Origin of the sequence: Pseudomonas triclosanedens (assembly GCF_026686735.1) — a bacterium.
In the GTDB taxonomy this organism is placed as follows: domain Bacteria; phylum Pseudomonadota; class Gammaproteobacteria; order Pseudomonadales; family Pseudomonadaceae; genus Pseudomonas; species Pseudomonas triclosanedens.
Map to the genome: position 1 here is coordinate 2,832,072 of NZ_CP113432.1, position 25,235 is coordinate 2,857,306.

Annotated in this window: 24 protein-coding genes; 15 read left to right on the plus strand and 9 right to left on the minus strand. The window is 65.5% G+C overall.

What is annotated here, in order from left to right:
• Nucleotides 1–202 precede the first annotated feature (202 nt).
• Genes OU419_RS13220 through OU419_RS13240 form a run of 5 tightly spaced genes read right to left on the minus strand, consistent with a single transcriptional unit; the run spans nt 203 to nt 3,640 of the window.
• Nucleotides 203–730 carry a cytochrome c gene (locus OU419_RS13220; RefSeq protein WP_254474507.1) on the minus strand — a complete coding sequence of 176 codons (528 nt, stop codon included), beginning with the start codon at nt 728–730 and terminating at the stop codon, nt 203–205.
• 17 nt (nt 731–747) lie between these two features.
• A complete protein-coding gene (locus tag OU419_RS13225; protein WP_254474505.1) occupies nt 748–1,269 on the minus strand; it encodes a methylamine dehydrogenase light chain in 522 nt (173 codons plus the stop codon).
• A 17-nt stretch (nt 1,270–1,286) separates the two neighbouring features.
• On the minus strand, nt 1,287–1,913 hold the full coding sequence (gene mauD / locus OU419_RS13230) for a methylamine dehydrogenase accessory protein MauD (protein ID WP_254474503.1): 627 nt from the start codon (nt 1,911–1,913) through the stop codon (nt 1,287–1,289).
• Nucleotides 1,914–1,917: 4 nt separating this feature from the next.
• Nucleotides 1,918–2,457: a MauE/DoxX family redox-associated membrane protein gene (locus tag OU419_RS13235; protein WP_254474494.1), complete on the minus strand. Its 540-nt coding sequence runs from the start codon at nt 2,455–2,457 to the stop codon at nt 1,918–1,920.
• Between the two features lie 37 nt (nt 2,458–2,494).
• Entirely contained in the window at nt 2,495–3,640 is a 1,146-nt protein-coding gene (locus OU419_RS13240; protein ID WP_254474493.1) for an amine dehydrogenase large subunit, read from the minus strand.
• 559 nt (nt 3,641–4,199) lie between these two features.
• On the opposite strand from OU419_RS13240, the gene codB reads away from it, so the two are divergent.
• Genes codB through codA form a run of 3 tightly spaced genes read left to right on the plus strand, consistent with a single transcriptional unit; the run spans nt 4,200 to nt 7,931 of the window.
• Nucleotides 4,200–5,459, plus strand: coding sequence for a cytosine permease (codB, locus tag OU419_RS13245; protein ID WP_254474492.1), 1,260 nt, complete (start codon nt 4,200–4,202; stop codon nt 5,457–5,459).
• Nucleotides 5,456–6,667, plus strand: coding sequence for a PucR family transcriptional regulator (locus OU419_RS13250; RefSeq protein ID WP_254474491.1), 1,212 nt, complete (start codon nt 5,456–5,458; stop codon nt 6,665–6,667). The genes codB and OU419_RS13250 overlap by 4 nt, the downstream gene beginning before the upstream one ends.
• A 22-nt stretch (nt 6,668–6,689) precedes the next feature.
• The gene (gene codA, locus OU419_RS13255; RefSeq protein WP_254474490.1) at nt 6,690–7,931 is read left to right on the plus strand and encodes a cytosine deaminase; all 1,242 of its coding nucleotides are present in this window, start codon (nt 6,690–6,692) and stop codon (nt 7,929–7,931) included.
• Between the two features lie 43 nt (nt 7,932–7,974).
• Here codA and OU419_RS13260 read toward each other — a convergent pair whose 3' ends face one another.
• Nucleotides 7,975–9,456 (minus strand): PAS domain-containing sensor histidine kinase, encoded by a 1,482-nt coding sequence (locus OU419_RS13260; protein ID WP_254474489.1) that lies wholly within the window; start codon nt 9,454–9,456, stop codon nt 7,975–7,977.
• Between the two features lie 213 nt (nt 9,457–9,669).
• Here OU419_RS13260 and OU419_RS13265 point away from each other — a divergent pair, with 213 nt between their 5' ends.
• From OU419_RS13265 to OU419_RS13300, 8 genes are all read left to right on the plus strand, one after another.
• The gene (locus OU419_RS13265; protein ID WP_254474488.1) at nt 9,670–10,821 is read left to right on the plus strand and encodes an acyl-CoA dehydrogenase family protein; all 1,152 of its coding nucleotides are present in this window, start codon (nt 9,670–9,672) and stop codon (nt 10,819–10,821) included.
• A gap of 99 nt (nt 10,822–10,920) precedes the next feature.
• Nucleotides 10,921–11,292 (plus strand): hypothetical protein, encoded by a 372-nt coding sequence (locus OU419_RS13270; protein ID WP_254474486.1) that lies wholly within the window; start codon nt 10,921–10,923, stop codon nt 11,290–11,292.
• Between the two features lie 3 nt (nt 11,293–11,295).
• Complete coding sequence (locus OU419_RS13275) at nt 11,296–11,796, plus strand: nuclear transport factor 2 family protein (RefSeq protein ID WP_408004940.1); 501 nt, start codon at nt 11,296–11,298, stop codon at nt 11,794–11,796.
• Nucleotides 11,793–12,950, plus strand: coding sequence for an amidase (locus OU419_RS13280; RefSeq protein WP_254474484.1), 1,158 nt, complete (start codon nt 11,793–11,795; stop codon nt 12,948–12,950). The genes OU419_RS13275 and OU419_RS13280 overlap by 4 nt, the downstream gene beginning before the upstream one ends.
• A 10-nt stretch (nt 12,951–12,960) precedes the next feature.
• Nucleotides 12,961–14,244 (plus strand): aromatic ring-hydroxylating oxygenase subunit alpha, encoded by a 1,284-nt coding sequence (locus OU419_RS13285; RefSeq protein WP_254474482.1) that lies wholly within the window; start codon nt 12,961–12,963, stop codon nt 14,242–14,244.
• Nucleotides 14,241–14,738: an aromatic-ring-hydroxylating dioxygenase subunit beta gene (locus OU419_RS13290; protein ID WP_254474481.1), complete on the plus strand. Its 498-nt coding sequence runs from the start codon at nt 14,241–14,243 to the stop codon at nt 14,736–14,738. The genes OU419_RS13285 and OU419_RS13290 overlap by 4 nt, the downstream gene beginning before the upstream one ends.
• Before the next feature lie 10 nt (nt 14,739–14,748).
• Nucleotides 14,749–15,489, plus strand: coding sequence for an SDR family NAD(P)-dependent oxidoreductase (locus tag OU419_RS13295; protein ID WP_254474480.1), 741 nt, complete (start codon nt 14,749–14,751; stop codon nt 15,487–15,489).
• A 132-nt stretch (nt 15,490–15,621) separates the two neighbouring features.
• A complete protein-coding gene (locus OU419_RS13300) occupies nt 15,622–16,572 on the plus strand; it encodes a PDR/VanB family oxidoreductase (protein WP_254474479.1) in 951 nt (316 codons plus the stop codon).
• 243 nt (nt 16,573–16,815) lie between these two features.
• On the opposite strand, the gene OU419_RS13305 is transcribed toward OU419_RS13300, so the two are convergent.
• Together OU419_RS13305 and OU419_RS13310 are read right to left on the minus strand one after the other, a co-directional pair.
• A complete protein-coding gene (locus tag OU419_RS13305; RefSeq protein WP_254474478.1) occupies nt 16,816–17,601 on the minus strand; it encodes a carbon-nitrogen hydrolase family protein in 786 nt (261 codons plus the stop codon).
• Between the two features lie 103 nt (nt 17,602–17,704).
• Nucleotides 17,705–19,387 (minus strand): flavin monoamine oxidase family protein, encoded by a 1,683-nt coding sequence (locus OU419_RS13310; protein ID WP_254474476.1) that lies wholly within the window; start codon nt 19,385–19,387, stop codon nt 17,705–17,707.
• A gap of 223 nt (nt 19,388–19,610) precedes the next feature.
• On the opposite strand from OU419_RS13310, the gene OU419_RS13315 reads away from it, so the two are divergent.
• Complete coding sequence (locus OU419_RS13315; RefSeq protein WP_254474474.1) at nt 19,611–20,039, plus strand: Lrp/AsnC family transcriptional regulator; 429 nt, start codon at nt 19,611–19,613, stop codon at nt 20,037–20,039.
• 146 nt (nt 20,040–20,185) lie between these two features.
• Nucleotides 20,186–20,620 (plus strand): carboxymuconolactone decarboxylase family protein, encoded by a 435-nt coding sequence (locus OU419_RS13320; RefSeq protein ID WP_254474472.1) that lies wholly within the window; start codon nt 20,186–20,188, stop codon nt 20,618–20,620.
• A gap of 370 nt (nt 20,621–20,990) precedes the next feature.
• On the opposite strand, the gene OU419_RS13325 is transcribed toward OU419_RS13320, so the two are convergent.
• Nucleotides 20,991–22,085, minus strand: coding sequence for a GNAT family N-acetyltransferase/peptidase C39 family protein (locus OU419_RS13325; protein ID WP_254474469.1), 1,095 nt, complete (start codon nt 22,083–22,085; stop codon nt 20,991–20,993).
• Nucleotides 22,086–22,237: 152 nt separating this feature from the next.
• On the opposite strand from OU419_RS13325, the gene OU419_RS13330 reads away from it, so the two are divergent.
• Together OU419_RS13330 and OU419_RS13335 are read left to right on the plus strand one after the other, a co-directional pair.
• Nucleotides 22,238–23,728: a RimK family protein gene (locus tag OU419_RS13330; RefSeq protein WP_254474467.1), complete on the plus strand. Its 1,491-nt coding sequence runs from the start codon at nt 22,238–22,240 to the stop codon at nt 23,726–23,728.
• Nucleotides 23,729–23,859: 131 nt separating this feature from the next.
• Nucleotides 23,860–25,194: a sigma-54 dependent transcriptional regulator gene (locus OU419_RS13335; RefSeq protein WP_254474465.1), complete on the plus strand. Its 1,335-nt coding sequence runs from the start codon at nt 23,860–23,862 to the stop codon at nt 25,192–25,194.
• Nucleotides 25,195–25,235: the final 41 nt, after the last annotated feature.

A 25,235-nucleotide genomic window follows, 5' to 3' on the forward strand; every position in this document is an offset into this window, starting at 1 on the left:
CCGGATTACGGAGGAGTGGGGCAGCCATCACGGAGTTACGTCGTTGCATGAGGGGCGGATAGTTGATGGTTTGGTCGTTGCGCACTGCTTCGCTGGGAGGTATCGCTTTGAATGGCGTCAGCGCGCGAGCAAACGGCGCCCATAAAAAAGCCCGCTGGAGCGGCGGGCGATAGTGCGGAGGCAGAACCTCAAGGGGCAATCTTCAGTAGGCGTCGCTCATCCCGTCGGTGATGCTGATGCCCTGCTTGCGCATCTTCTCGATCAGCCCTGCGCGGGTGCCCGGCAGGTTCAGCAGCGCTTCGTAGCGGGTCGCTTTCACTTCTTCGGCGGTGTAGGGCTGGAATTTGTCGGGCATGCTCGCGCCGGCCATGCCTTCCTTGCGCAGCAGCCAGTTGAGCAGGTCGGCCAGTTGCGCATCGTTGAGCGCGGACTGCGACATGCCAGGTACTCGCACCAGGAACTGGCGGCCTCCCTCGACCTTGAGGAAGTTGCCGACGAAGCCGTTCAGGCGTGGCGTGTCGTTGGCCTTGCTGCCGCTGCCTTCGGTGAGGTGGCAGCCGGCGCATTGCAACTGGTAGTTGGTGGCCGGGGTGTAGCTCTGCTGGGAGATCGGCTTCTGCACCTCCTCGTTGCCGGGCGCCGGCCGCTGGTGCGGATCGGGGATCGCACGGGCCTGGGCAAACGGGGCGACCAGGCTGCAGAGCAGGACGCCGACAACGAGACTGCGCATGGGCTTTTCTCCCGACTTCAGACCGCGACGCCGCGGATGATGGTGACGGTGCAGTTGTAGATGCGCGATTCCGCGCCCAGGCACCAGTTGACGTCGTTGTTGTTGAACGGACGGTACAGCGGTTCCTCGCTCTCGTTGCGGGTACAGGCGCACTGGGAGCAGCTGTGCTTACCGCAGCAATCGTTATAGGAAATGATGTAGTCCTTGCCGTCCGCCGGGTTGCGGCAGGTACCGATCCAGGTCACTTGCGAGGCATCGGTGCCGGGCGGGCAGGAGGTGGTGGTGCCGCCACAGCAGGAGCAGAGGAAGCCATCGATGGAGCAGTAGCGCCAGTAGTCGCAACTGTTCGGATCACCCGGGTCGCCGGCCTTGGGCGACTCGGCGGCCAGGGCCTTGGAGGTGCGGTCGACCGGCAGGATGATCGGCAGGGCGGCGCCGGCCACCAGCAGCGAGCCGAAGCGGCCCAGCAGCTTGCGTCGCGAGGTGACGTTGGCCACCTGGCGGGAAGAGCGCTCGAACAGGTTGTCGAGGAATTTCATTCTTGTTCTCTCCGTGATCAGTGGCTGTGGCCGTGCGTGGCGTCGTGGGCGTGCACGTGGTTGTGGCCATTCATGTACTGCTGCAGGGTGGCGCTGCCCAGGTGCTCGACCTCGAACAGGCTGTCCAGGTGCTCGCGGGAGTTCACCAGGCCCTTGGCACGCAGGATGCCCTTGCTGTCGATCAGCGCGGCGTAGGGCAGCTTGCCGATCTGGTAGGTCATGCCCACTTCCGGGCCGACCACGTAGGCGGCTTTCTCCAGGCCGTGCTCGGCGATCAGTGCCTGCTGGGCGGCCATGTCGCCGTCGCTGACGTAGACCACGTCCAGCTCGCCGGCCTTGTCCCTGGCGATGGACTTGATGGCCGGCAGCAGCGATTTGCAGATCGGGCAGGTCGGCGAAAGGAAGAACAGGAGCTGGCCGCGCTCGCCTTCGTAGCCGAAGTTTACCGGGCGACCGTGGCGGTCGGCGGCGGTGACTTTCGGTGCGGGCTCGTTGACGGCCACGCCCTTGTCGACCATCAGCGCTCCAGCCGGCGCGATACGGCCGTGGAGGACGCCGATCTGGCGCACCAGCGCCATGACGGTGAAGGCAAGGGCGATGAGCAGCACCCAGAGAAGAATGTTGGAAACGATCAGACCTTCCATTTGTTCACCTTCCGATGAGTTTGAGCAGGCGGGGATGATTGGCCAGCAGGCCATCGGCCGCGGCATACAGGAACAGTGCCACAGCGCTGGCGGCGAGGATCACGAAGGCGTCGAACACGCCCATCTCGCGGGCCTGCGGAGCGCAGGCGGCGATCAGCGCGAGCGCGGCGATGATCGCGTTGCGCAGCAGCAGTACCGGGCGCAGCGGCTGCATCTGGCCGGGGCCGGAGCAGCCGCAATCCATGTCGCGGCGCCCGCGCCAGAGGTTGATGCCGATGGCGCCGGCGTACAGCAGGATCAGCGCCGTGGCGGCCAGGGCCGCGACGTGGCGGCTCGCCGGCACCAGCAGGGCGAAGGCGACTGCGCCTTCGACCACTGGCAGCGTGCGGGCCACCGGGCCGACCAGCCCGGCCGGCAGCAGGCCGTAGTCTTCGACCTGGCGGGCGAAGCGCATCGGCGCGCGCAGCTTGTGGCTGGCGGCGCTGGCAAGCAGCACACCGACGGCCACCGCGCTGGCGATGATCAGGATCGGATCGGAGAACATATCCGCACCTCTCGAGGGTGACTTTCCAGGGAATGGATCAATGGCTCAGGACCAGGATCGGTGTCTTGGCGATCTTGTCCATGCTGCCGGTGAGCTTGCCGGACTTCAGGTCGAAGACCTGCAGGCCGCCTTCGATGTCGGTCCCCAGCAGCAACGGCTTGTCGTCATTGGTGGCGTGGAGGCTCCAGACAGGCTTGGGCGCTTCCAGGGTGCCGATCTTCTTCTGGGTCTTCAGGTCGTAGATCCAGATGAAGGGGCTCGGGTCTTCCCACTTGCCGGGGGTGTGTTCCTCGTGCATCAGGACGTACATGCGGTTGAGCTTCGGCGCCACGGCCATCAGTTGCCAGCCGCCGGTGCCCCAGCCCTTCTTGCGCTCTTCGTCGGTGGTCAGCGACCAGCTCGGCAGCATTTTCGGCTTGTCGCCGGAAACGTCCACCGGCTTGACCATGCCGTCGGTGGTGACGAAGAAGTAGGTCTCGCCGACCGCGAGGCCGCGTTCGTTGAGCTTTTCCTTGTTCGGATCGAAGAAGGGGGTCTGGCTGCGGCCGACTTCCTTGCCGTCTTCGCCAACCTTGGTGATCTGCAACTGGCCATCGCCGCACAGAGAGGCGAAGCTGCGCTTGCCGACCGGGTAGTTGAGCACGCAGCCGCTGATGGCGATTTCGCTGGCGACCTTGTGTTCCCTGGTGTCGACCACGGTGACCGAAGTGGACGGGGTGAAGTTGTAGATGTAGACGAAGCGGTCGTCGGAGCTGGTACCCAGAGCGTACTTCTGGGTCAGGATCGAGGCGCGCTTGGCCGGGATTTCCACTTCCCACTTCGGACGCAAATTCGAGGTGTCCCAGGCGGTCAGCACGTCGGTGCGTACGCCACGGGTGCCGCGGGAGTAGAAAGTGTCGGCGGAGTACAGCGTCTTGTCGTCGTGGCTCAGGGTCGCGGGGGCGACGAAGCCGGTGCTGACCATGCCCAGCATCTTCTTCTGCTCGGGATCGACGACGGTGACGCGGCCGGCGATGAAGTTCTCGAACTCCACATCGACAATGTAGGCGCGGTGCGGGGAAGGGGGGAACGGCAAGACGGTCTCACCGATGCTCTCGGTCGGCAGCTCGGCGTGGACTGCGCCCACAGCGAGACATGTGCCCAGCGCGAGGACCGATGGAGCGAGGAACCTGGCGACGCTCATTGGCGGGTACTCCCTATTTATTGTTGGCGGATCGCGGACGGAACATTGAGGAGAGTCTGCCTGCGTCAACATGCGGGGGACTTGTTGTCCGTGCCATTTCCTTGTCTGGGGGTGACAGGGTGCCGCAGGGAGAAAGTGCAGACCCTCGTTGCGCCGGCAGTGGAATTTCCGCTGAACGGCATGGGCATGGATCAACTGGGCGTCGGTTTTTGGTACGAAAAAGCTGCACCATGCCCAGAAAAGTCGCACAATGCACATTTGAGCTATCTTGAAACGCCGAATACCCATCCGGAAGTGTGCACTGTGAACAGTTTGCAATGTTCGCCATGCCCGCGTCGTTCCTGATTGGCTTTTCCGGCCCGCTATTTGCGTTGTGCCGGGAGTCCATAGAGCTGTCTTGCGATCCTTGCGAGTTGGAGCCCTCCTGGCATGCAGAGAGTGCCCGAAGAGTGGAGTTTACATTCTGTAAATGAGCCTCTGAGGATGCTTTCCCGCGCCCTGTGGCCGACGCGCAGCGGATCGCAGACTGGCTCTCAACCAGTCCACGCGGAGAGTCCCGATGAGTTCCCCCAGTGAGTTCCCCCTGAGCGCAACGCCCAGGGAAGGGCGCAAAGGCCTGTTGCCCATCGCAATGGTCCTGTTCAGCTTCACTTTCTTTACCGGCACCATGTTCGCAGGCGGCAAGATCGGCATGGCCTTCGACTTCGTCGACATGCTCTGGGTCGCCTTCGTCGGCAACGTGCTGCTGGCGATCTACGCGGCGGCCCTTGGGCTGATCGCCTCGCGCAGCGGTCTGAATACCGTGTTGATGGGCCGCTTCTGCTTCGGCGAACGCGGCAGCAAACTCTCCGATTTCCTGCTCGGCTTCGCCGAACTGGGCTGGTATGCCTGGGGTACGGCGACGGTCGCCATCGTGCTGGTCAAGCTGCTGGCTCTGCCCGGCTGGCTGACCATTCCGCTGATGGTGCTGTTCGGCCTGGGCTTCTCGATTACCGCCATCATCGGTTTCAAGGGCCTGGACATGCTGTCGCGCGTGTCGGTGCCGCTGATGTTCATCCTGCTGGTGGCGTCGATGATCATCGCCACCAGCCACGCCGGTGGCTGGAGCGGGCTGCTGGCGGCAGAACCCAGCCAGACGCTGACCTTCTCCGCCGCCGTGACGATGGTGTTCGGCACCTTCGCCAGCGGCGCCACCCAGGCCACCAACTGGACCCGCATGGCCCGCAGCGGCCGTATCGCGGTGGTCGCCAGCGTGGTCGCATTCCTTGTCGGCAACGGCCTGATGATCGTCGCCGGCGCCTGGTGCGCCATCGTCTACCAGAACGCCGACATCGTCGAAGTGATGGTGCTGCAGGGCCTGTCCTTCGCTGCGGTGATCATGCTCTGCCTGAACCTGTGGACCATCCAGGGCCCGACCATCTACAACGTCTCCGCCGCCGCCTGCCACCTGGTGCGCAGCGAGCGTCGCCGCAGCATGACCCTGCTGGCCGCCGGTATCGGCATCGTGCTGGCCATCGGCGGCATGTACGAGTGGCTGATCCCGTTCCTGGTGTTGCTGGGCTCGATCATTCCGCCGCTGGGTGGCGTGATCATGGCGGACTTCTGGTACCGCAACCGGGGTGAATACCCTGCACTGGTCGGCCGTCACATCCCGGCGTTCAACGTCTCCGGCCTGGTGTCCTACGCCGTCGGTGCGGGCCTGGCCTACGCCTCGCCGTGGATTGCGCCGCTGGTGGGCATCGCCGCCTCGGCTGTCTGCTATATCGTCCTCACCGAAGTCACCCGCGCTCGAGCGCCGGTGGCCGAGCCGCGCGCTTGAGCCTGAGCGTCGAGGAAATCCTCCGTCTGCCGGGGCTGGAGAGCCTCGTGCTGCGGGCCGGCGCGCGCAACGTGCATCGCAGCGTGCGCTGGTCTTACGTGGCGGAGAACGTCGGTATCGCCGACTGGGTGATGGGTGGCGAGCTGGTGTTCGTCACCGGCATCAACCACACCCGTGACGAAGCCAACCTGCTGCAACTGGTGCGCGAGGGCGTTGCCAGCGGAATCGCCGGTATCGTCATCCTCACCGGCGACGAATTCATCCGGCGCATCCCGCAGTCCGTGATTCATCTGGCCGATGTGGAAGGTCTGCCGCTGATCGAGCAGCCCTATGCGCTGAAGATGGTCATCGTCACCCATCTGATCGGCACGGCGCTGGTGCAGATGACGCAGACCAAACACTCCCGCCGCGACATCCTCGGGCAGTTGCTCAGCGGGGATTTCCCGAGCCTGGAGATCGTCCGCCAGCGTGCCCGGCATCTCGATCTTCCCCTGGATGTGCCGCGCCGCCTGGTGGCGCTGCGCCTGTCCGGGGTCGATACGCTGTTCCGCGAGCATTCGCCGGAGGAGGCCGAGCGCGCGCTGCAACTTACCCGCCAGCGACTGCTCGATCATCTGGAGAACTGGCAGCAAGGCCGCGTCGATCGCTTGCCGGTGGTCGTGCAGGGCGACCTGTTCGTGCTGTTGCTGGCCGAGGTCGAGCGCGACGAACTGGCGACCCTGGCTGGGGAGCTGCGCCAGGACCTGGCGCCGTTATGCGCGTTTCTCGGCCTGTCGGCGCGGGCCGACAGTTGCGCCGAATACCCTCGCGCATTGCTGGAGGCGCGCCAGGCACTGGATGTGGCTGAGGGTCTGCGGCCGGCTGCCGGGCTCTGCGATTATCGCGAGCTTGGGGTACTGCGCCTGCTGCGGGCGATTCCCGAGCGCACGGTGATCGACCAGTTCATGAAAGACACTCTCGGCGCGCTTTCCGACGCGGGCCGCAAGCAGCCGTACCTGCTGGTCGAGACGCTCGACGCGCTGATCCAGGAAGGCGGCAATGCGCTCAGGGCGGCACAGCGCCTGGGCATCCATCGCAACACTCTGAACCAGCGGATCGCGCGCATCGAAAACCTGAGCGGCCAGTCCCTCGACGATGCCCAGTTCCGCCTGAACGCCTCGGTGGCGCTGCTCATCTGGCGCATGTCCAATGCGCCGCGCCACCAATAGCCAGAAGAGGAATGAAAAACCCATGAAGATCATCAATGCCTCCCTTCGCAAGCGATCCGGCCTGTTCACCATCCGCTGCGAAGGCGACGTCATCGCCGAAGTCGCGCAGCAAGCCGGCACCGTGGTCGCCAGCGGCGACGACATCGACGCCCGTGGCAACCTGGTCATCGCTCCGCTGGTCGAGCCGCATATCCATCTCGACGCGACCCTGACAGCCGGCGAGCCGGAGTGGAACATGAGCGGCACGCTGTTCGAGGGCATCGAACGCTGGGCACAGCGCAAGGAAACCATCACGCACGAGGACACCAAGTCCCGCGCTCACACCACCATCCGCATGCTCGCCGCCCACGGCATCCAGCACGTGCGCACCCATGTCGACGTCACCGATCCGACCCTGGCCGCGTTGAAAGCGATGCTGGAAGTGAAGGAGGAGGCCAGGCACCTGGTCGACCTGCAGATCGTTGCCTTCCCGCAGGAAGGTATCGAATCCTACGAAGGCGGTCGTGAACTGATGGAAGAGGCGATCCGCCTCGGTGCCGACGTGGTCGGCGGTATCCCGCACTTCGAGAACACCCGCGAGCAGGGCGTCAGCTCCATCAAGTTCCTGATGGACCTGGCCGAGCGCACCGGCTGCCTGGTGGACGTGCACTGCGATGAGACCGACGACCCGAACTCGCGCTTCCTCGAAGTGCTCGCCGAAGAGGCCCGCGTACGCGGTATGGGCGAGCGCGTCACCGCCAGCCACACCACCGCGATGGGCTCCTACGACAATGCCTATTGCTCCAAGCTGTTCCGCCTGCTCAAGCGTTCGGGCATCAGCTTCGTTTCCTGCCCGACCGAGAACATTCACCTGCAGGGCCGCTTCGATACCTTCCCGAAACGCCGCGGCGTGACCCGCGTGGCCGAGATCGACCGTGCCGGCATGAACGTCTGCTTTGGCCAGGATTCGATCAAGGATCCGTGGTACCCGCTGGGCAACGGCAACATCCTGCGGGTGCTGGATGCCGGCCTGCATATCTGCCACATGATGGGCTTCGACGACCTGCAACGCGCGCTCGACCTGGTTACCGACAACAGCGCCCGCGCGCTGAACCTGGGCGAGCGCTATGGCATTGCCGCCGGCCGCCCGGCCAACCTGCTGGTGCTGGGTGTGGGCAGTGACTACGAAGCGGTGCGCCAGCAGACCAAGGCGCTGTACTCGATCCGCCACGGCCGTGTGCTGATGAAGCGCGCACCGGAGCAGGTGGAACTGATCGAAGGCTGATTCCCGCCTTCGCCCGGCACCATGACTGGCATGGGCACGCCAGTCATGGTGTGTCGACCAGCGGCAGCCTGAAGCAGAACATCGCGCCGCACGGTTCGGCATTCTCCGCCCAGATGTCGCCCCGGTGCCGTGCGACGATGCTCTGGCACAGCGCCAGGCCAATGCCGTTGCCGGCGACCTTCGATGTAAAGAAGCCGTCGAACAGCTTGTCCTTCGTGCCAGCGTCGATGCCGCGGCCACGGTCTTCCACGCACAGCCGCGCACCCTCGGCGTCGCGCCCGGTGCGGATGCGCAACAGGCGGCGATTCTCGGGCAGGTCGAGCATCTCCTCGATGGCGTTGAAGGCGAGGTTGAGGATCACCTGGCCGAGCAACACCTTCTCGCAGCTCACCCATAGCGGCTCGTCGCAGCGTTGCAGCTCCACGCGCACGCCGCTGGGTTGCGCCTTGAGGCTGATGAAGTAGAGGGTTTCGCCAAGCAGCTCGTTGAGGTCGATGCGCTGCTCGGCCTGCTCCAGCTTCACCACGTATTCGCGCACACTTTTGATGATCAGCGAGGCGTGCTCGATCTGTCGCACGGCGCTGTCCAGGCCCCAGGCCGCGGCCGCTTCGCGTTTCTGCTCGCGGTCCAGGCGGATCAATGCCCCTTCGATGAAATTGCGTGTCGCCGCCAGCGGCTGGCTGAGTTCGTGGGCGATCGCCAGGGCCATTTCGCCCATCGCGTTGTAGCGCGCCAGGTACTCCAGCTTCTGTTCGCTCTGGCGCTGTGCCTGGGCGGCGCGGACCTGTTCGGTGACGTCGCGGAACAGCAGCAGGTGGCCGACCAGGTCGTCTTCGATCTCGATATAGCGGCAGGTCGCGTGGTGCCACCGCCATTCGCCGTCCAGCCGCTGCAACTGGTAACTGACGCTGTACGGCTCGCGGCTGGGCGGCAGCATGGCGAGGTGATGGAGCAGGCGCGGGCGGGTGTTGGCATCGCAACGATCGAGGAAGTTGTGCGCCATCCAGTCGTCCTGGGTGCCACCCAGCAGCGGCAAGGCGGACTCGCTGAGAAAGCGCAGGTCGCCGTCCGGGCCCAGCACCGCCACGCCTTCGGCGAGGTCCTGCATGATCGCCTTCAGGCGGCCTTCGAAGCGTTGCAGATCGCGCGCCACCTGCTTCTCCCGGGAAATATCGCGGAACTGCACCATCAGCACGTCGCGCTCCTGGAGGTGCACCCGGGTGGCGACCGCTTCGGACAGGATCTCCACCCCCTGCTTGGAGCGGTAGCACCACTCGATGGTGCGTTGCCCGGTACGCGCGGCGCCTTCCAGCCAGCGCAGGCCGACCGAGCGGCGGTACTGCGGGGCCCTGGCGGTCATGTCCGGTGCCTTCAGCGGCACCAGCTCTTCCAGGGTGAAGCCGAGCACGGCGAGTGCGGCGTTGTTCGCCCAGAGGATTTCCTTGGTCTGCGCATCGTGGAGGATCACGCACAGCGGCATGGCCTGGAGCAGGGCAAGGAAGTCGTCGGGCTTGGGCTGGAACATCGGACACGCTCGGGCAGGCAGGTGCTGTCTTTATACCGCGCAGCGTAGCGCGAAGGGACTGCGGAGTAACCCGGCGCCGACTAGGGGATTCCCTTAGGCATGGGGCTGCACGCCCCAATAGTTGGCCGGGCAGGGCGGTTCATACACTGGCCCCATCGACGACCGGCCCGCATCGAACGGCTCGGTCTTACAAGAACAACCGGAGATGACGCCATGCTGCGTGCCGCTCTCGCCGAACCGCTCGATGCGGACGGCCGTGCCCTCGAATTCCAGCGCGTGCTCGATGAAGTCCGCCAGCGCCGCGAGGAGTTCGACACCCGCTCCCATGTGCCGCGCGACATGATCGAACGCTTCCGCGACGTGGGCATCTACCGCGCCGCGACGCCCAGGTGCTTCGGTGGCGACGCGCTGCCGCCGGCCCGGTTCCTGCGCCTGGTCGAGCGCATCGCCGAGGCCGATGGCTCCGCCGGCTGGGTCGCCAGCTTCGGCAGCGCCAGCACCTACCTCACCGCGCTGCCGCGCCACACCCTCGCCGAGCTCTATGCCGACGGCCCGGACCTGGTGTTCGCCGGCGGCCTGTTCCCGATCCAGCCGGCGACCCAGGTGGAAGGCGGCTGGCGCGTCAGCGGCACCTGGAAGTTCGCCAGCGGCTGCAAGGGCGCCGACGTGCTCGGCGTCGGTATCGGCATCGGTGGTCCCGGCGGCAAGCCGCGCACCGCACTGCTGCGCGCCAGGGACGTGGAAATCGTCGAGAACTGGAACGTGGTCGGCCTCAAGGGCACCGGCAGCCATGACCTGAAGCTCGACAACGCCTTCGTCGCGGACGACTGGACCTTCATCCGCGGCGGCGAATCGAGCATCGACGAACCGCTGTACCGCTACCCGACCATCGCCTACGCCGCCCAGGTGCTCGCCGTGGTGAACCTGGGCCTTGCCCGTGCGGCGCTGGACGAAATCACCCGCATGGCCTCGTCCAGCGGCGTTACCGGCGCGCCAAAGTTGGGCGATCGGGCCTACGTGCGCATCGAGATCGGCAAGGCCGAAGCTGAATTGCAGGCCGCGCGTGGTTTCTTCTACGACGCCACGGAAACCGTCTGGGAATCGATTCTCGCCGGCAACGCCGTCAGCCCCGAGCAGGTGAGCCAGTTGCGCCTGTCCGCTGTGCATGTGTCCCGCGCCGGCGCCGACGTGGTGCGCCGCGCCTACACCCTGGCCGGCACCACGGCCATCTACCTGCACCACCCGCTGCAGCGCTACCTGCGCGACGCGATGGTGGTCACCCAGCACGCTTTCCTCAGCGATGGCATGTACGACGGCGCCGGCGCGGTGCTGCTCGATGTGCCGCCGTTCCCCGGATACATCTGACAACCCAGAGGGCCTGGTTTCGATCCTGCGAGCTGGAACCGCGGTACGCGGCTGGCGCGCAGCAGACCGACAGCAGGCCCCAAGAACAAGGACCGAGCCATGACCCGCCCCACCACCGAACCCTTGCGCGTACTGTTCTGCATCGGCATCGCCCAGCCGTTCTTCGACCTGCCCACCGGTGAAGGCATCACCGTGTGGAAGGGCTTCTCGAAGATGATGAGCGACCTCGGCGCGCTGCCGGGCATGAACGTGCTCGGCGTGCTGGACGACGACCGCCTGATGGTCGGCCCGTCCACCACCTCGCCCTGGACCGTCTACATCATGGCCGACGTCGACTGCCACCAGACCGTGATCGACGCCTGCAACCTGTTCCGCACCACTCCGGTGGGCGAGTACAGCCTGTGGAAGTACGCCAAGGTCGAGGCGCGCATCGGCCGTCCGTTGACCATCCCCGAAGCCGCGCGGACCTGAGCCATGAGCAGCCTGAGCATGGCCGAACTGAGCCGCCGCCTGGAGGTTCTCGAAGCAGAGAGCCAGGTGCGCCGCCTGATGGCTCGCTACATGGACCTCTGCGACGTGCCGCGCGCGCCGGTGGCGCTCAGCCAACTGGCCGAGCTGTTCAGCGAGGACGCCGTGTGGGAGGGCATCGGCACCTCCACCGCGCAAACCTTCGGCCATCACCAGGGCCGCGAGGCCATCGCACGGTTCGTCTTCAGCTACCTGCCGCCGTCGCCGCACTTCGCAGTGAACCTCCACTTCCTCACCAGCGAGTCGATCCGCGTCGACGGCCCCACCGCCCGCGGGCAATGGATCATGCAGCAGCTTTCGACCTACGCCGAGGGCCGCACCGAACTGTTCGGCACGCGCCTGGACATCGACTTCCGCGAGATCGACGGGCGCTGGCAGATCAGCCACTTCCGCACCCAGCGCCTGTCGCAGCGCCTGCTGGGCAGCGCAGAGGAGCGACGTCCATGAGTACCTTCGTCAGCCAATTCCTCCTGGGCCGCAGCGACCACGGCAAGCGCGTCGCGGTCAAGGACAGCATCGACATCGCCGGCCATCCGACCCGTTGTGGCACCCGCGCGCTGGCCGACGCCGCGCCGGCCGCGCGTAACGCCTTCGTGGTCGACGCCGTGCTCGACGCCGGCTGGCAGATTGTCGGCAAGACCAACCTGCACGAACTGGCCTTCGGCGTCACCGGCATCAACGACTGGACCGGCACGCCGATCAACCCGATGGCTCCGGACCGCGTGCCGGGCGGCTCCTCCAGCGGTTCCGCGTCCGCCGTGGCGGCCGGGCTGGCGGATATCGCCCTGGGTACCGATACCGGTGGCTCGGTGCGCGTGCCGGCGGCGTGCTGCGGCATCGCCGGGCTGAAGCCAACCTTCGGCCGCGTCAGCCGCGATGGCGTGCACCCGGCGCAGAGCAGTCTGGATTGCGTCGGACCGTTCGCCGCCAACATGGCTGACCTGATCGCCGCCATGCGGGTCATCTGCCCCGGTTTCGGCGACGCGCAACTACCGGGCGAGGGCGCCCGCGTAGCCTTCCTCGAAGTGCCAGCCGCGCCGCATATTCAGGCTTGCCTGGGCGCCGCCGCCGACCGTGCCGGCTGGCGCCGCAGCCACCTGTACCTCGGCGAGTTCGAGGCGGCTTTCCAGGCCGGGCTGGTGGTGATCAATCATGAGAATTGGGCTGCCTACGCGGCGTTGACCGGCAAGGGCCTGATTGGCGCCGACGTCGAGCAACGCCTGCTGCTGGCCAGCCGCACCACCGACGCCGAGCGCGCCGAAGCGGAGAAGGTGCGCGACAGTTTCACCCACGCCATCGACGCTGCGCTGGAAGACTTCGAGGTGCTCCTGCTGCCGACCATGCCCGACCTGCCGCCGCTGCTTTCCGACGCGCGCAATGGCAAGTCCGTGGCCGGCATGACGCCTCTGGTGCGGCCTTTCAACCTGAGCGGGCACCCGGCGCTGAGCGTGCCGGTGGAGCTGGATTGCGGCGGGCTGAAAGTCGGCCTGCAGATCGTCGGCCGCAAGGGTGACGACGAGCGCGTCTGTGCCTTCGGCGCGCAACTGGAACACAGCCTGGCTGCCACGCGGCCTGCACAAAAACACAAGAAATCGGCATGAGGAGAAGGGCATGAGCGCTCACGAATACCGGCTGATCGCCCGGTCGCGCAGCGTCGAGGAGCTGGTCGGCGACGACCGCGTCGACGTCTCGCTGTACAACGACCCGCAACTGTTCGACGCGGAGATGGACAAGATCTTCTACCGCACCTGGGTGTGGGTCGCCCATGAAAGCGAAGTGCGCAATCCCGGCGACTTCAAGACCACCAGCGTCGGTCGCCGCCCGGTTATCGTGGTGCGCGACAAGAAAGGCAATATCAACGTCCTGGAAAACCGCTGCCGCCACCGTGGCGCCACCGTGTGCGAGAAGCACAAGGGCAACGCCACCGGTTTCACCTGCCCGTACCACAGTTGGTCCTACGCGCTGGACGGCAAGCTGCGCGCACTGCCGTACCCGGACGGCTACGAGGACATCCTCGACAAGTCCGAGCTGCCGCTCACCAGCCTGCGGGTCGAGAGCTACGCCGGCATGGTGTTCGCCACCTACAACGACGAGATCGAACCGCTGGAAGACTTCCTCGGCGGGGCGAAGCACTGGATGGACCTGTTCATGAAGCAGGGCGCCGGCTACCCGATCAAGACCCAGGGCGAACACAAATTCACCTTCAAGGGCAACTGGAAGATCCAGTTGGAAAACACCACCGACGGCTACCACTTCCCCATCGTGCACAAGTCGTTCATGTCCTCGGTGGATGAAGAGACCGAAGAAATGCTCTCGTTCATGAGCGACGAGCAGGCGGTCACCCATGCCCTGGGCAACGGCCATAGCGTGATGGTGATGGTTCCCGAACACGTCGACCTCGACCACGACGACGGCACCGAGCAGCTCCAGGAGCGCTTCGCCCACGTCACCGCGGAACTGTCGAAAACCATGCAGCCTGCCCAAGTGCGCCGCATCGTCCGTTCGCTGCACGGCGCCGGTTTCAACCTCAACCTGTTCCCCAACGTGGCCATGTCCATGTCGTTCTTCCGCGTGCTGCGGCCGATCTCCGTCACCGAGACCGAGATTCGCCACGTGGCGCTGGGCATGGACGGCGGCCCGGAAATCGCCAACCGCGAGCGCATGCGCATTCACGAGCACTTCCAGGGCCCGTTCGGCTTCGGCAGCCCGGATGACGCCGAGGCCTGGGACCGCGTGCAGCGTGGCTCCTACGCCGGCGTCGACGCGCCGATCCTGGTCAACCGCGGCCTGAACCGCGAAGTGGTCGCGCAGAACGGCGACAAGGTCTCCCACGCCACCGACGAAGGTGGCATGCGCGAGGCGTACCGGATGTGGAAAAGGATGATGAGCCAATGAGCTACGACACCCTGAACGGCTTCTCCGGCCCGCTGGCCAAGGCCATCGAATTCGTCTGGCGCGAAGCCGAGCTACTGGACCGCAAGGACTACGCGCAGTGGTCGCAGCTGTGGAGCGAGGATGGCGTCTACGTGGTGCCGATCGAAGGTGAGGACGATGACTTCGCCTCGCGCCTGAACTACGTGTTCGACGACGCGCGCATGCGTGCCCTGCGCATCGAGCGCCTCACCGGCGGCCATTCGCCGTCGGCGGTGGAGGCGGCGAAGACCGTGCGCACCGTATCGCGCTTCACCCTGGTGGAAGCGGCGGGCGACCTCGTCGAGGTGAACTCGGCGCAGGTGCTCTACGCCTACAAGCGCGGCTTGGCGACGCCGTTCATTGCCGACCTGAACCACCGCATCCGCTTCGTCGATGGCCAGCCGCGGCTGGAGCGCAAGGTGATCCGCCTGATCAACGCCGAAGACGCGCTCAATGCGCTCGGCTTCCTGCTCTGAGGGCCGCGCCATGCAACGAGTAGCCCTGGTAACCGGCGCCGCACGCGGGCTGGGTGAAGCCATCGCGCGCCGCCTGCATGCCGCCGGCCTGCGCGTGGCGCTGGCCGATCTGCAGGAAGAAGCTGTGCAGCGGCTGGCCGACGAACTGGACCCCGAGGGCCGCACGGCCCTCGGCATCCGCCTCGACGCACGGGAGAAGGCAGATTTCGAACGCGCCCGCGACCAGCTCGCCGGGCGGTGGGGCGGCACCGACATCCTGGTGAACAACGCCGGGATGTCGAAGGTGGCCGCGCTGATGGACATCAGCCCCGAGGACTTCGATGCCTCGATGGCGGTGAACCTGCGCGGCACCTTCGTCGCTTGCCAGGTGTTCGGCGCGCACTTCGCGGCGCGCGGTTTCGGCCGCATCGTCAACATCGCCTCGCTGGCCGGGCAGAACGGCGGCACCGCCACCGGCGGCCACTACGCGGCGGCCAAGGGCGGCGTGGCGACCCTGACCAAGGTGTTCGCCCGCGAGCTGTCGGCGCAGGGCGTGACCGTCAACGCCATCTCGCCGGGGCCTCTGGATCTGCCGGTGGTCTACGAGAGCGTAGCGCCCGAGCGCCTGGAGCAGATCCTCAAGAGTATCCCCGCCGGCCGCCTGGGTGATCCGACCTTCATCGCCGACAGCGTGCTGCTGCTTTGCGCGGAAAACGGCGGGTCGGTGACGGGCGCCTGCTGGGATATCAACGGCGGATTGTTCATGCGCTGAGGCGCACTGGCGCAGACAGATTGCCGGAGCGGGGCAGGCCTCGCTCCGGCACGAGTATCGAAGAACCCGTCCGCTCGCAGAAGCGGTAGGAAGGGGCCGCAGAGCCCACAGCAACGCCTTGCAGGTAACGCCATGATGAAGGTCAGAATCGAAAGAATCGTCGAAGAAGCGCAAGACATCCGCTCCCTGCGCCTCGTACGTTGTGATGGCCAGCCATTCGACGCCTACGAGCCGGGCGCGCATATCGACGTCACCGGCCCGACCGGTGTAACGCGCCAGTACTCGCTGTGCAGCCCGCCGGACGACCGCGCCGCCTACCTGGTGGCGATCAAGAAGGAAGGCGCCTCCCGCGGTGGCTCCGTCGCCCTGCATGAAGTGCGCGAAGGCATGGAACTGGACATCGGTGCGCCGCGCAACCTGTTCCGCCTCGCCCCGGATGCCCGCGAGCATGTGATGTTCGCCGCCGGCATCGGCGTCACGCCGCTGCTCAGCATGGCCTACCGCCTGAACGCCAGGGGCGAGCCGTATCGTTTGCATTATTTCGCTCGTTCCGCCGGGCACGCGGCCTTTGTCCAATTGCTCGGCAGCGAGGCGTTCGCCGGCAAAGTGGAGCTGCATTATGGTGTCGAACCGGCCGACCTCGAACGCGTGCTGGGCGAGTGCCTGGAGCGTGCGCCGCGGCAGGCCCATGTCTACACCTGCGGCCCGGCGCCGTTCATGAGCAAAGTGGTGGAGATCGCCGCGCGCAGCCGCCCGGAGGACGCCATTCACCTGGAGCACTTCCAGGCCGACCCCGCCGCCAGCGCGGCGCCAGCCGGTTCCTTCGAGGTCGAGCTGGCGAGCTCCGGCGTGGTGCTGCATGTACCGGCGGACAGCACGCTGGTGGACGTGCTGCAGGCCCACGGCTGCGACATCGACACCGAATGCCGCGAAGGCATCTGCGGCACCTGCATTGTCGAGGTACTCGAGGGCGAGCCGGAGCACCGCGACAATTGCCTGTCGAACAAGGAAAAGGCCGCCAACAGGCAGATCTGCGCCTGCGTTTCGCGCGCGAAATCGGCGCGGTTGGTGCTGGACCTTTAAGCGGCGCGCACCCTGCGTGGCACATCCGTAGGGCGCATAACCCGGAACGGGTTGTGCGCCGCGATGGCGGATAACGCCATAGGCGTTATGCGCCCTACGTGGTGGCAAGCGCAGCACGACGGCTTCGCAGAACTACAGGGGCTTTTTCCTGCGTCACCGGGGCCACCAACCCGTAGGAGCGGAGCACAGTTGACCCGCTGGGGATCAGGCCCCAAAGGCCCGGCATCAAGCCGGGCCTTTCTCTCAGCTGCGATACAGCACCGGCCGGCGCAGGTGCACATAGCTGTACCCCTCGCGCGCCAGGGCGATGCGCTGTGGGTCCAGCTCGGCCACCAGCAGTTCCTCGCCATGCCGGGCCTGGGTCAGCACCTGGCCATCCGGGGCGACGATGCTGCTCAGGCCGCAGTACTCGATTTCCCCCTCGCTGCCGATGTAGTTGGCGTAGGCGAGGAACACCTGGTTCTCATAGGCACGGGTCGGCACCAGTACCTGGGCGACGAATTCGTAGGGGCGCATGTTGGCGGTGGGCACCAGCACCAGGTCGGCGCCGCCCATCGCCAGGCTGCGCACGTTCTCGGGGAACTCCACGTCGAAGCAGATCAGCAGGCCGATCTTCCAGCCGTCCAGCTCGAATATGGCCGGTGGCTGGTCGGAGGCGCTGAACTGGCTGCGGTCGAGGTCGCCGTAGAGGTGGGTCTTGCGGTAGTTGGCGCGGCGTTCGCCCTGGCGGTCGATCAGTTGCACGCTGTTGAAGATGGCGTCGCCGTCACGCTCCGGGTAGCCGTAGAGGATGCCGAGCTTGTGCTCGCGGGCGATCTCGGCGATGCGCTGTGCGGACGGGCCGTCGCAGCCTTCCGCCAGTTCGGCGACGCGCTTTGCGCCGATGTTGTAGCCGGAGAGGTACATTTCAGGCAGGACCAGCAGGTCCGCGCCGTTCCGCACCGCCTGCTGTGCGGCCTGTTCCAGGCGGCGCAGGTTGCCGGCGACGTCGTCGGGGCCGGGTGGGCACTGGTAGAGGGCGAGGTACATGGGATTCTCCTTCGAAACGCGCAAGGCCGGGATCAGGCAGTGTGCACCCGATCCCGGCCCTGCGCGAGCCGCTGTCAAGTCATATGTCGGGCAATGGCGCGGATCAGTCCGGCAGCACCATCGGGCCCAGCTCGGCGAAGCGGTCGCCGGGGCCGGGGTTCTCCGGATGGGTGGCGCCGCCGAAGTGCTTCATGATGCCCCACACGGCGTTGAGCGAGGTCTGCACCGCGCCCTCTACCCAGGCCGGGGTCCAGGACACATCGTCGCCGGCGATGAAGATGCCGCGCTGCTCGGCGGGCATGTCGTCCTGCATGAAGTGCGCGTACATGCGCTGGTTGTAGCGGTAGTGGCCCGGCAGCGCGCCCTTGAAGGCGCCGAGGAAGTGCGGGTCGGCTTCCCAGGACACGGTGATCGGGTTGCCGATGATGTGGCTGGCGATGTCCACATTCGGGTAGACCTTCTTCAACGCATCCAGCGCAAGCTGCACGCGCTTTTCCACCGGGTGCGGGAGCATCTTCATGGCGTCGCTCATCCAGGAGTAGGACAGGCAGATCACCCCCGGCTTGTCGTCGCCGTTGTCGAACAGGTAGGTGCCGCGGGTCAGGCGGTCGGTGAGGGTCATGCTCATCACGTCGCGGCCGGTCTGCGGGTCCTTGTCCTTCCAGAACGGCCGGTCGACCATCACGAAGGTCTTCGAGGACTGCATGTAGCGGGTGCGGTCCAGAGCCATCCACATCTTCTGCGAGAACAGCGCTTCCTCGCACTCGATCTGCGTGGTCAGCAGCCAGGTCTGGCAGGTCGCCAGGACGGCGGCGTAGTGGCGGGTATCGCCCCAGTAGTCGGTGACGGCGAAGCTGCCGTCGGCGGCGCGGGCGATCTTCTTCACGCCCGGGCGCGGCGCGCCGTTGTGCAGCGAGGCCAACGAAGTGCCGGCTGGCCAGTGCGCGCACTTCTCCGGCACGTGGCTCCAGATGCCGCGCGGCACCTGCTCGACGCCGCCCACGACCAGGTGCTGGTGGTCGTCGCAGTTGGTCATCACCACGCGGAAGATTTCCAGCATGGAGTTGGGGAAGTCCGAGTCCCAGCCGCCGGTGCCGAAGCCGACCTGGCCGAAGATTTCGCGGTGGCGGTAGGACAGGCGCGAGAAGGCTTTGGAGCTGGCGACGAAGTCGTAGAACGTGCGGTCGTCCCACTTCGGCACGAGTTCGTCCCACAGGGCCTTGAGCCTGGCCGTGTCGCGCTCGCGGATGGCGTCCTGGATCTCCGAGAAACGCGCTCCGTCTTCCAGGGCGTCGGCCCAGGCCTGGGCGACTTCGCGGAAGATTTCCGGCAGGTCGTCGATCTTCTCGGCGTAGTGGCTGGTGCCTTCCAGGTCGACCACGGTGCTGCCCGAGGCCGGGGTCAGCGGGTTGGGGAAGGGCTTGGTCTGCAGGCCGAGCTTGTCGACGTAGTGGTAGAAGGCGGTGCTGGACACCGGAAAGCGCATGCCGCCCAGCTCGGCGATGATCCCGTCGGCGCCTTCGAAGGTCTCCGAGCGCAGGCGGCCGCCCATCTTCGACGCCTCGTAGACCACGGGCTTCAAACCCAGCTTCATCAGCTCGTAGGCCGCCACCAGGCCGGAGATGCCGGCGCCGACGATGGCCACTTCCTGGCCGTGCTGCTCGGCAGGAATGCTGCCCAGGCCGGCGGGGTGCTCGATCCAGTCGTCGAAGGCGAAGGGGAAATCCGGGCCGAAGATGGTGACCGGTTTCTTGCCGGGGGTATGGGGGTGGCGGTTCTTGTGCATCGGAGGCGTCCTTCTTGTTCGGAATGCCGGCTTGTATCACCAGCTTGGCAAGGCTTTCGCGGCCTGCAGCGGCCAGTCGATGGGTGGCGCGCAGGCAAAGAAATGGCGAGCTGTGAGGGCTCGCCGTGGCGTTCACTATTGCAAAGGCTGTCGTTGAAATGAATCCTGCAATCTGCAAGATTGGCGAGAGCTTTCAGGCAGATTGACCAATACGATGAGCAATATGACGAAAAACGCCGACGCGGCGCTGTTGAACCTGCTGCGCGCCAACGCCCGCGAGTCGATCTCCGAGCTGGCGCGCAAGCTCGGCGTATCGCGCTCCACGGTGCAGAGCCGCATCGAGCGGCTGGAGCAGCAGGGCGTCATCAGCGGTTATTCGGTCAAGGTGTCGGACAGCTACGCGCAGTCGCTGGTGCGCGCCCACGTGCTGGTGACGGCGCTGCCCAAGCTGTCGCACCAGGTGGTGCAGGCGCTGGAGAAGATCGCCGAGGTGAAGACGTTGCATTCGGTGAGCGGCAACTTCGACATGATCGTGATCGTCGAGGCGCTGTCGATCCGCGACCTGGACGCGGTGCTGGATCGCATCGGCGCGCTGGATGGTGTGGAACGGACCATGTCCTCGATCATCCTGTCGACGCGAATCGATCGCTGACGAGCGCTGTCGGGCCTGTTGGGAGCATGGTTGATTCGGCTCCATTGGTCTGTCGATATTGTCCGCAATTGGCTATTCGAACCTCCGGGCGGCGACGCTAACGTATCGCCATTCCCGCAAGTACGGCGGGCCCACTGGAGATGAACATGAGTGCACGTATCGAATGGCCCAAGGCCTCCCCCGATGCCTACAAGGCTATGCTCGGCCTGGAGCAGGCGCTGGAAAAGTCCGGCCTGGAACACTCGCTGCTGGAACTGGTACGCCTGCGCGCTTCGCAGATCAATGGCTGCGCCTATTGCGTGAACATGCACGCCAATGATGCCCGTAAGGCTGGCGAAACCGAGGCGCGCTTGCAGACCCTGAGCGTCTGGCGCGAGACCCGTTTCTTCACCGAACGCGAGCGCGCCGCGCTGGCCTGGGTGGAAAGTCTTACGCTGCTGGCCGAGAAGCACGCGCCGCACGATCAGTTCGAAGCGCTGCGCGAGCAGTTCAGCGAGGCGGAGATCGTCAACCTGACCCTGGCGATCGCCACCATCAATGCCTGGAACCGTTTCGGCGTGGGCATGGCGATGGTGCCCTGAGCGGCGCAATGCACTGAAGAGGGCGCCGGTTGGCGCCTTTTTCGTTTGTGACACCCATCATCCCTGGGCGGGTGATGCGCGATGGGTATCGCTGCGCTCCACCCATCCTACGAAGTGCCAAGGAGTTGCGCCTTTGGGGGCGTGCCGGTGTCACCTCGCAGGAGCGGGTCTTGTTCGCGGCTGTCTTTGCATCTGAGCCAATCGCGGATCGAATCCACACCTGCGAAGGCAACGTCTGCCAAAGTTGAAGTCAGCCGTAGGATGGGTGGAGCTTGCGATACCCATCAGCCCAGGTTGGGTGTCTCAGCGCTCCACCCAACCTACGAAGTGCCCTTGCTGCAGGCGGAGCGTGTGGTCGCATGAGGCATGTTCAGCGCTTGTAGAGGATCACCGCCGCGCGCAGCTTGCTTCGTCCGAAGCGGCTCATCTGCTCGAACTCGCCGTGGTTCACCGGGATGTGCTGGCAGTCCAGCGGTTCGCGGTGCTGGCTGTGGTCGACGTCCGGGTCGTGGAGGTAGACGAAGTCTTCGTCGCAATCGGTGACTACCACCCAGTGCGGCGCCTTGGAGCGGGTCAGGCGGTAGCTGCTGATGAGTACCAGCGGCTGCCCTCCGGCCTCCAGAGCGCTATCGATATCCAGTTGGTTGACCAGCAACTGCTGCACATGGCTCTGCGCCAGTTCGGCCGCGAAGTCGTCGTGCACCAGGCGCATCACTTCGCGTTTTTCGTCGCTGCGCACGCCGTCCAGGAACAGCGGGCCATCCTCCGACAGTTGCAGTTGCACGCGAAAGCCACGCCGCCAGGCTGCAAGCGCCAGGCCCTGGGGGCTGCATCCGCCGTGTCCGGCAGTCATGTAGATGGTGGTGGCCTCGCGCCAAAGGCGTAGTTCTTCGCGGCGCTCCAGTATGCGCTCAGGCTCCAGTGCGCCCATCGCCATCAGCAGGCAGGACGGACCGCAGGTGAACTCGGTGGTCTGGCGGTAGTAGGGGACGTGCCGGGGAGCGCGGTCGCTGATCTGGCGGATCCGCTTTTGCAGGCGCAACGCCTCGCTGTGGTCCTCGTAGTAGTCGCGTACCGTGGCGAAGGGGCGATAGCCGTTGCGCTGGTAGAGGGCGATGGCGCCACGATTGTCCGGCCGCACTTCCAGACGCATGTAGGCGCACTCGTTGTCGATGGCTTGCGCTTCGGCCTGGTCGAGAAGCTTCTGTCCGAGGCCGATGCCGCGGGCGCGTTCTTCCACGGCGATGGAGTACAGGCGGGCCAGCGAGGTGCCCTGGTGGAACAGCACGAGGGCGTAGCCCAGCAGGTTACCGTCGGCTTCGGCGACGAGCAGCGAGGCGTGGGCGCGGCTGATCATCCACTGGAAGTTGCGCCGCGACAGGCGATCATGCTCGAAACAGCGCTTTTCCAGTTCGACCAGGGCGTTGAGATCGTCGGCGGAGGCGGCGCGGAATCGAAGGTTCATACCGGTAAGGTTTCTTTAATCTGGATGGCGCAGGTTGATTCCATGCGGGCCGCGAACGGGTGCCCGGGCTCGCGGTCGAAGGAGCAGTCATCCGAGTATTGTCCCTGGCGGCAGGCGCGGCAAGCACGTGGTCGCGGGCCTTTGGAGGTGTCGTGAGCAAGCTGTTCATCATCGTGGAACGCAAGGAAGACTGGGCCTCTTACTACCCCAGCGACGATGTGGTCACCGCCCAGGAGTACCTGGAAATGCCCATTGACGACGACAACGGCAAGCGCGTGCAGGTCATCAACCTGTGCCGCAACTACCGCTATCTGGGCCACGGCTACTACTGTTCGCTGCTGGCCGAGGCGCGCGGGCACAAGGTCATTCCATCGGTGCGCAGCATCAGCGAGCTGGCGAAGAAGTCACTCTATAGCCTGGCGCTGGAAGACCTGGAGAAGACCCTCGACAAGGCGCTTGCCGACCACCCCTACGGCAGTACCGACGGCTTCACGCTGACGCTGTATTTCGGACGCACCGAGATCGAGCCGCTGCAGGACCTGGCGCGCCAGTTGTTCGAGGCGTTTCCCTGCCCGATGCTGCTGGTGGAGTTTCGCCGTGCGCGCGGCTGGCATATCGAAGGGGTGAAGCCGGGCAACATCCACAAGCTGCGCGAAGACCAGGAAGATCTGTTCGCCAGCGCGCTGGACAGCTTCAGCCGGCAGATCTGGCGCAAGCCGCGTTCGCGCCGCCAGTACCGCTATGACCTGGCGATCCTGCACGATCCGGCGGAAGCCTTCCCGCCATCGGACCGCAAGGCGCTGAAGAATTTCATCCGTGTCGGCCGCAGCCTAGGCATCGACGTCGAGCTGATCGAGAAGAAGGACTACTCGCGGCTGGCCGAGTACGACGCGCTGCTGATCCGCGAGACCACCAGTGTCAGCGACCATACCTATCGCTTTGCCAAGAAGGCCGAGAGCGAAGGGCTGGTGGTGATGGACGACCCGGTGTCGATCCTGCGTTGCACCAACAAGGTCTATCTGGCGGACCTGTTGCGCAGCCACAAGCTGGGCATGCCGGCCACCGAGATTCTGTACAAGGACAATCCGCAGGAGCTGGAGAGAGTCGGCGAGCGGTTGGGCTTTCCGCTGGTGTTGAAGATTCCCGACGGCAGCTTCTCCCGCGGGGTGATCAAGGTGTCCGACCAGGCTGAGCTGCTCAAGGCCAGCGCCGAGCTGTTCGAGCGCTCGGTGCTGTTGCTGGCCCAGGAGTTCTTCTACACCGAGTATGACTGGCGGATCGGCGTGCTCAACCAGAAGCCGATCTTCGCCTGCCAGTACTTCATGTCCAAGGGGCACTGGCAGATCTACGACCATAGCCCGGACGCCGCGGAGCTGAGCGGCGATTTCCGTACCCTGGCGGTCCACGAGGCGCCGCGCAAGGTCGTGGAGCTGGCGGTGAAGACCGCCAATCTGATCGGCGACGGACTGTATGGCGTGGACCTGAAGCAGTCTGGCGACCGTGTCGTGGTGATCGAGGTGAACGACAACCCGAACATCGACTGTGGAGTGGAGGATGTGTACCTCGGCGACGACCTCTACAAGCTGGTGCTCGAAGAATTCGTGAGGCGCCTGGAAGTCAAGCGGCGGGGCCGTGGCTGGTGAGATTTTTTCGGCATTGATGCTATAGAAAAACGGTCAATGGGGTGTGTCAAGATATTGCTAGCTTTACAAACTGGAGCGCCAAACAACTGTTTTTTAACGTTTTTCAAAATAATGGCGCCAAGGAAGGGAGCATGCTCGAGGCAGCCTCGAATCTTCGTCGCTTGCTGGTGGTGGATCCATGTGATGACTGCCGGCGGTTATTACCCGGACTCCGGGCAGCAGGGTGGGAGGTAGACAGTTGCGAGCTGGATCTTGCCGGCGAGCGCAGCTGTGACGTCGGTTTATTGCGCCTGCAACCCGAGCATCTGGATCGGCCGGAATCGGTCAAGGAACTCATCAGCCGCAGCGGCACCGAGTGGATAGCGGTGCTCAGCCCTGAGGTGTTGCCCATCCATGAGGTGGGTGATTTCGTCAGCGAATGGTTCTTTGACTTTCATACCTTGCCGTTCGACGTGGCGCGGGTGCAGGTCACCCTCGGCCGCGCCTTCGGCATGGCGCGCCTGCGCGGACGCGGCAGCACGCACAGCGAGGAGCGGCAGCACGAGCTGCTCGGCGAGAGCCGTGACGTCCGCGAGCTGCGCAAGTTGCTGGCGAAGTTCGCGCCGACCGAGTCGCCTGTGCTGATCCGCGGCGAGAGCGGTACCGGCAAGGAGCTGGTGGCGCGCACGCTGCATCGCCAGTCGCGGCGAGCGGTGCGGCCGTTCGTGGCGATCAACTGCGGGGCGATCCCGGAAAACCTGATCCAGTCGGAGCTGTTCGGCCACGAGAAGGGCGCATTCACCGGCGCGCACCAGCGCAAGATCGGCCGATTCGAGCAGGCCAACGGCGGCACGCTGTTCCTCGACGAGGTCGGCGATCTGCCTCTGGAGCTGCAGGCCAACCTGCTGCGCGTGTTGCAGGAGAAACAGATCGAGCGGGTCGGTGGCAGCCAGCCGATCGATGTGGACGTGCGAGTGCTGGCAGCGACGCATGTAGACCTGGAGGCGGCGATTCGCGCGGGTACCTTCCGCGAGGATCTCTACTATCGGCTCAATGTCCTGCAGGTCTCCACTTCACCGCTGCGTGAGCGCAACGGAGACCTGGCATTGCTGGCCAATCATTTTTCCCACCTCTACAGCGTCGAGACCGGACGCCGGCCGAGGCGCTTCAGTGACGATGCGCTGGCAGCGATGGCAGAGCATTCCTGGCCGGGCAACGTGCGCGAGCTGGCCAACCGGGTGCGTCGCGGCCTGGTGCTGGCGGAGGGGCGGCAGATCGAGGCACGGGACCTGGGGCTGGAGCGGGAGAAGGGCAGGCATCCGCACCTGCCGCTGGTGACGCTGGAGGAGTACAAGCTCGGCGCCGAGCGCCAGGCGATGTGCGATGCGCTGGCGCGGCATGGCGATAACCTCAGTGTGGCGGCACGCATGCTGGGGATTTCCCGCCCGACCTTCTACCGTTTGCTGCACAAGCACCAGTTGCGTTGAGCCTGGCTCCGGGAACGACGAAAAGGCCCCTCGCGGGGCCT

Excerpts from the sequence above, each read along its gene's own strand:
- OU419_RS13220 (WP_254474507.1), bottom strand. The coding sequence starts at position 730 with ATGCGCAGTCTCGTTGTCGGCGTCCTGCTCTGCAGCCTGGTCGCCCCG.
- OU419_RS13225 (WP_254474505.1), bottom strand. The coding sequence starts at position 1,269 with ATGAAATTCCTCGACAACCTGTTCGAGCGCTCTTCCCGCCAGGTGGCC.
- mauD (WP_254474503.1), bottom strand. The coding sequence starts at position 1,913 with ATGGAAGGTCTGATCGTTTCCAACATTCTTCTCTGGGTGCTGCTCATC.
- OU419_RS13235 (WP_254474494.1), bottom strand. The coding sequence starts at position 2,457 with ATGTTCTCCGATCCGATCCTGATCATCGCCAGCGCGGTGGCCGTCGGT.
- OU419_RS13240 (WP_254474493.1), bottom strand. The coding sequence starts at position 3,640 with ATGAGCGTCGCCAGGTTCCTCGCTCCATCGGTCCTCGCGCTGGGCACA.
- codB (WP_254474492.1), top strand. The coding sequence starts at position 4,200 with ATGAGTTCCCCCAGTGAGTTCCCCCTGAGCGCAACGCCCAGGGAAGGG.
- codA (WP_254474490.1), top strand. The coding sequence starts at position 6,690 with ATGAAGATCATCAATGCCTCCCTTCGCAAGCGATCCGGCCTGTTCACC.
- OU419_RS13260 (WP_254474489.1), bottom strand. The coding sequence starts at position 9,456 with ATGTTCCAGCCCAAGCCCGACGACTTCCTTGCCCTGCTCCAGGCCATG.
- OU419_RS13265 (WP_254474488.1), top strand. The coding sequence starts at position 9,670 with ATGCTGCGTGCCGCTCTCGCCGAACCGCTCGATGCGGACGGCCGTGCC.
- OU419_RS13270 (WP_254474486.1), top strand. The coding sequence starts at position 10,921 with ATGACCCGCCCCACCACCGAACCCTTGCGCGTACTGTTCTGCATCGGC.
- OU419_RS13275 (WP_408004940.1), top strand. The coding sequence starts at position 11,296 with ATGAGCAGCCTGAGCATGGCCGAACTGAGCCGCCGCCTGGAGGTTCTC.
- OU419_RS13280 (WP_254474484.1), top strand. The coding sequence starts at position 11,793 with ATGAGTACCTTCGTCAGCCAATTCCTCCTGGGCCGCAGCGACCACGGC.
- OU419_RS13285 (WP_254474482.1), top strand. The coding sequence starts at position 12,961 with ATGAGCGCTCACGAATACCGGCTGATCGCCCGGTCGCGCAGCGTCGAG.
- OU419_RS13290 (WP_254474481.1), top strand. The coding sequence starts at position 14,241 with ATGAGCTACGACACCCTGAACGGCTTCTCCGGCCCGCTGGCCAAGGCC.
- OU419_RS13295 (WP_254474480.1), top strand. The coding sequence starts at position 14,749 with ATGCAACGAGTAGCCCTGGTAACCGGCGCCGCACGCGGGCTGGGTGAA.
- OU419_RS13300 (WP_254474479.1), top strand. The coding sequence starts at position 15,622 with ATGATGAAGGTCAGAATCGAAAGAATCGTCGAAGAAGCGCAAGACATC.
- OU419_RS13305 (WP_254474478.1), bottom strand. The coding sequence starts at position 17,601 with ATGTACCTCGCCCTCTACCAGTGCCCACCCGGCCCCGACGACGTCGCC.
- OU419_RS13310 (WP_254474476.1), bottom strand. The coding sequence starts at position 19,387 with ATGCACAAGAACCGCCACCCCCATACCCCCGGCAAGAAACCGGTCACC.
- OU419_RS13315 (WP_254474474.1), top strand. The coding sequence starts at position 19,611 with ATGACGAAAAACGCCGACGCGGCGCTGTTGAACCTGCTGCGCGCCAAC.
- OU419_RS13320 (WP_254474472.1), top strand. The coding sequence starts at position 20,186 with ATGAGTGCACGTATCGAATGGCCCAAGGCCTCCCCCGATGCCTACAAG.
- OU419_RS13325 (WP_254474469.1), bottom strand. The coding sequence starts at position 22,085 with ATGAACCTTCGATTCCGCGCCGCCTCCGCCGACGATCTCAACGCCCTG.
- OU419_RS13335 (WP_254474465.1), top strand. The coding sequence starts at position 23,860 with ATGCTCGAGGCAGCCTCGAATCTTCGTCGCTTGCTGGTGGTGGATCCA.